This is a genomic window from Micromonospora sp. BL1, assembly GCF_003667485.1.
Classification (GTDB): domain Bacteria; phylum Actinomycetota; class Actinomycetes; order Mycobacteriales; family Micromonosporaceae; genus Micromonospora; species Micromonospora tulbaghiae.
On sequence record NZ_RCVK01000081.1, the window covers coordinates 1 to 4,360 of the forward strand.

General features: G+C 73.8%; 5 protein-coding genes and 1 tRNA gene. 4 read left to right on the forward strand and 2 right to left on the reverse strand.

Annotated features, from left to right (window positions below; genetic code table 11):
* Positions 1 to 286: 286 nt before the first annotated feature.
* Positions 287 to 358, reverse strand: a tRNA-Lys gene (locus EAD96_RS00630).
* 131 nt (positions 359 to 489) lie between these two features.
* On the opposite strand from EAD96_RS00630, the gene EAD96_RS00635 reads away from it, so the two are divergent.
* Together EAD96_RS00635 and EAD96_RS00640 are read left to right on the forward strand one after the other, a co-directional pair.
* Entirely contained in the window at positions 490 to 1,656 is a 1,167-nt protein-coding gene (locus tag EAD96_RS00635) for a sensor histidine kinase (protein ID WP_121682894.1), read from the forward strand.
* Positions 1,653 to 2,315, forward strand: a complete 663-nt coding sequence (locus EAD96_RS00640; protein WP_120572150.1) for a response regulator transcription factor — start codon at positions 1,653 to 1,655, stop codon at positions 2,313 to 2,315. The genes EAD96_RS00635 and EAD96_RS00640 overlap by 4 nt, the downstream gene beginning before the upstream one ends.
* Before the next feature lie 60 nt (positions 2,316 to 2,375).
* On the opposite strand, the gene EAD96_RS00645 is transcribed toward EAD96_RS00640, so the two are convergent.
* Entirely contained in the window at positions 2,376 to 2,759 is a 384-nt protein-coding gene (locus tag EAD96_RS00645; RefSeq protein ID WP_120572149.1) for a DUF6223 family protein, read from the reverse strand.
* Between the two features lie 183 nt (positions 2,760 to 2,942).
* Here EAD96_RS00645 and EAD96_RS00650 point away from each other — a divergent pair, with 183 nt between their 5' ends.
* Together EAD96_RS00650 and EAD96_RS00655 are read left to right on the forward strand one after the other, a co-directional pair.
* A complete protein-coding gene (locus EAD96_RS00650) occupies positions 2,943 to 3,242 on the forward strand; it encodes a hypothetical protein (protein ID WP_121682896.1) in 300 nt (99 codons plus the stop codon).
* A gap of 36 nt (positions 3,243 to 3,278) precedes the next feature.
* Positions 3,279 to 4,360, forward strand: a 1,082-nt coding sequence (locus EAD96_RS00655; RefSeq protein WP_121682895.1) for an NAD-dependent epimerase/dehydratase family protein, incomplete at its 3' end; no start/stop codon positions are given.

A 4,360-nucleotide genomic window follows, 5' to 3' on the forward strand; every position in this document is an offset into this window, starting at 1 on the left:
GCCCGCCTGATCACCGTCGACACCAGCCAACACGACACCGACCAACCCGACCCCACCCCGATCGCCGCATAGCATCAGACCGGATCACGCGATGGCCGTCTCTTACACCATCAGCGCGGACGTGACCTCCATCTGTTCGGTCCGCTGCCGCTTAGGAGAGCACCCCGACACGGAAGTCGGGCTGGCGGTTGGTTCACTGCTGCACTTCGCTGCTGCGTCTCGCCGCTGCACCGGCCCGGAGCACAACAAAAGCGGCCCCGTAAAGAGCCGCCGAGCTGGAACGAAGTGGGCCGCCAGGGACTCGAACCCTGAACCTATGGATTAAAAGTCCACAGCTCTGCCATTGAGCTAGCGGCCCGCACGGCACAGGTTACCCGAACCCGATCAGCCCGGCGTGCGTCGCGCACCGACCCTCTCGACCACGCTCCGGCACGCCACGACGCCGCTTCGGGGCCCTCCGCTGCGTCCGCGGACCGCTACGCTTCGGCAATGTCGAGCTGGCGCCGGCACGGCCCCAAGGCGGAAGCCGCACTGGTGCCTGCCGTCGCCCTGGTGGCCCTCCTCGGCCTGATCGTGCAGTCGGACGGCATCGACACCCCCGCCGAACTCGTCGCGCTGCTCGTCGTCCTGGCCTCGTCCGCAGCGCTCTACCTGCGTCGGCGATACCCGGTGGCGGTGGGCCTGGTGGCGCTCGCCGCGGTCGCCGCGTACGGCGCTCTGCTGCACCGGCCTGGGCCGATCATGCTGGTGTTCGTCGTGGCGCTGTACACGGTCGTCGACGAGGGGCACCTCGCGGTCGCGGTGGGCCTCGGCCTGGCCTCGGTCGTCTCCTTCGCCGTCGCCGACAGCTACACCCGGACCGGTGTCAGTGGCAACGGCGCGACGCTGCTGCACGCCGGCTGGCTGGTCGCGGTCATCGTCGGCGTGACCCGTAACCGGCGGGCCTATCTCGCCGAGGTGCAGGCCCGGGTGCTGGCCGCGGAGCAGCGCAAGGAGGAGGAGGCCCGCCACCGGGCCACCGAGGAGCGGCTGCGGATCGCCCGCGAGTTGCACGACCTGCTCGGCCACCATCTCTCGCTGATCAGTGTGCAGGCGAGCGCCGCGTTGCACCGGCCCGATCCGGAGCGGTCGGCGGAGGCACTCACCGTGATCAAGCAGACGAGCCGGGAGACGCTGCGGGAGCTGCGGGCGGCGCTCGGCGTGCTCCGGCAGGAGGGTACGACGCCGAGCCACCCCGCACCCGGTCTGGACCGCCTCGACGAGCTGGTCACGACGGCCGGGCGGCGCGGGCTGACGGTGCGTACCGAGGTGACGGAGACCGGGCCGCTCCCGCCGGAGGTGGACCTGTCCGCGTACCGGATCGTCCAGGAGGCGCTCACCAACGTGAGCCGTCACGCGGGCGCGAGCACGGCGGTGGTCCGGGTCGTGCCGGACGGCGACGAGGTGCTGGTGGAGGTGGCCGACGACGGCGCCGGTCCCACGGGTCCGCCCGGGAACGGGATCCTCGGCATGGGCGAGCGGGCCCGGGCGCTGGGCGGCTCGCTCACCACCGGGCCGGGGCCGGACGGCGGGTTCCTGGTGCGGGCCCGCCTCCCGCTGCGGCCCGTCCCGCTGCCGGTCCCCGCGCCACGCACGGAACGGGGGGAGACGACGTGATCCGGTTGCTGCTCGCCGACGACCAGACTTTGGTACGCGCGGGCTTCCGCTCCATCCTCGACGGCGAGGACGGCATCGAGGTGGTCGGCGAGGCCGCCGACGGCGCCGGTGCGGTACGGCTGGCACGGGAACTGCGCCCGGACGTCGTCCTCATGGACATCCGGATGCCGCTGCTGGACGGCCTGGCCGCCACCCGGGACATCGTCGCCGGCACCGACGCCCGGGTGATCATCCTGACCACCTTCGACCTGGACGACTACGTCTACGGCGCGTTGCGGGCCGGCGCGAGCGGGTTCCTGGTCAAGGACACCGAGCCGGCGGAGCTGATCCACGGCGTACGGGTGGTGGCGCGGGGCGACGCGTTGATCGCCCCGGCCGTCACGCGCCGGCTGATCGCCGAGTTCGCCGCCCGGACCCGACACCCGGACCCGGGCCCTCGCCTGAGCGCGCTGACCGAGCGGGAACGGGAGGTGCTCGCCCTGGTCGCCGCCGGCCTGTCCAACGACGAGATCGCGGCCCGGCTGGTGCTGAGCCCGGCCACCGCGAAGACGCACGTCAGCCGGATCATGACCAAGACGCGGGTACGGGACCGGGCCCAGCTTGTGGTGCTCGCGTACGAGTCGGGGCTCACCGTGCCCGGCTGGCTCACCGCCTCCTGACGCCGGGACGGAACGAGCGGCCGGCGGAACCAGCGCGCCGGGACAGGACGAGCGACCGGGTCAGGCGGTACGCCGGGAACGGGCCAGCGCCAGCCCGCCCAGCACCGCCCCGATCAGCCCGAACGCCACCCCGGCGACCGCACCTGCGCGTCCCTGACCGCTGCCGAGACCCTCGGTGGTCAGCGCCAGATGCCACGCGCTGAGGACCAGGCTGACCAGGCCGGCTGCGGCCGCCACGAGGGCCTGGATCCGCCCCTCGCCCGGCCCCCGGCGGGAGCGGCTGAGTGCCAGCCCGCCGACGACCACGCTCGCCAGGCCCACCACGGCGATGACTGTGGCGCCCGCCCGGCCGGAGCCGCCGATGCCCCCGGCGGCGAGCGAGGCGTGCGCGGCCGGGGCGAACTCTCCGACGACAGTGGTGGCGAGCAGGTGACGGATGGACATTCTGGGACTCCCTGGGGTCGCGGCAAGTGGTGACGGCGGCAGCGTATGGACGCGCATCGCCGCCGGTCGTCGCCCCGGAGTCGTCGATCGGGCTACCACCACGGGAGTACGCGCTCCGCCCGCGTACCCCAGGGGTTGTCGCCGCCAGGCGTGAACGGCGGCGGCCGGGGAACCTGGGCGACCATGCGAGTCACGACCACCGCCGCCGTGGCGGCGTCCCGCGAGGTGCCGGGCGACGACGGCGTACGCCGGCCCGGCGGTGAGGTGCACGCCTGGCTGCCGGGGCAGAACCAGACGCTGTGCGGGCTGCCGCTGAGCCGGACCCGGCTGCGTCGCTTCCCGCACGTGCCGTTCGACTACTCCGGTACCGACGTGCTGACCGAGGCCGACCCGGAGGGCTGGCTCTGCCCGCGCTGCCTGGCCGCCACCGCCGGTCGCCGCGAACGGGAGAAGGGCTGGGTGCGCACGAACCCCCGTCCGTGAGCGGTTGCTGCCCGGTTCAGCGGGTACGGCACGACCATGCGCATCGTGATCGTGGGGGCGACCGGCAACGTGGGGACGGCGGTGCTGCGCCGGTTGCGGCGGGAGGCGGGCACCGAGCTGGTCGGCGTGGCCCGGCGGCTGCCCGGACCGGACGCCGGTGAGCCGTACGACGACGTGGAGTGGCACTCCTGCGACATCGGCGCGCCGGGCGCCGCGGACCAGCTCGTGCGGATCTTCGCCGGGGCGCGGGCGGTAGTGCACCTGGCCTGGCAGATCCAGCCCAGCCACGACCGGCGCACGCTCTACCGGACCAACGTCGGCGGCAGCCGCGCGGTGATCGAGGCCGCCGTCCGGGTCGGCGTTCCGGCCCTGGTGTACGCCTCATCGGTCGGCACGTACGCGCCCGGCCCGAAGAACCACCCGGTCAGCGAGAACTGGCCGGCGACCGGGGTGGAGACGTCGTCGTACAGCCGGGACAAGGCGGAGGTAGAGGCGCTGCTCGACGGCGTGCAGCGGGAGCACCCGAACCTGCGGGTGGTACGGCTACGGCCGGGACTGATCTTCCAGCGCGAGGCCGGTACGGAGATCAGCCGCTACTTCCTCGGCCCGCTGGTGCCCGTGCGCCTGCTGCGGTACGGCCGGATTCCGCTGGTGCCGTCGAACAAGCGACTCCGGATGCAGGCGGTGCACGCCGACGACGTGGCCGACGCGTACGCCCGGGCGGTCGTGGGGGACGCTAGCGGCGCCTTCAACGTGGCGGCCGACCCCGTGCTGACGCCGGAACTGGTGGCCCGGCACTTTCACGGCTGGACGGTGCCGGTGGCGACTCCGGTGCTGCGCGCCGCGGCGGCGGTGACCTGGCGGGCGCGGCTGCAACCGGTCGACACCGGCTGGGTCGACCTGGCGCTGAACGTGCCGCTGATGTCGAGTCACCGCGCCGAGACCGAACTCGGCTGGACGCCGGCCGTCGACACGGTCACAGCCCTGAAGGAGCTGTTCGCCGGCATGGCCACGAGAGCGGGCACCGACTCCCCGCCGCTGTCCCCGGACCCGGCGCTGCCCGGCCGCCCGGCAGCCCTGACCCGAGGCCACCTCCCCGGCCACCCCAACCCCTACTG

Excerpts from the sequence above, each read along its gene's own strand:
- EAD96_RS00650 (WP_121682896.1), top strand. The coding sequence starts at position 2,943 with ATGCGAGTCACGACCACCGCCGCCGTGGCGGCGTCCCGCGAGGTGCCG.
- EAD96_RS00645 (WP_120572149.1), bottom strand. The coding sequence starts at position 2,759 with ATGTCCATCCGTCACCTGCTCGCCACCACTGTCGTCGGAGAGTTCGCC.
- EAD96_RS00635 (WP_121682894.1), top strand. The coding sequence starts at position 490 with ATGTCGAGCTGGCGCCGGCACGGCCCCAAGGCGGAAGCCGCACTGGTG.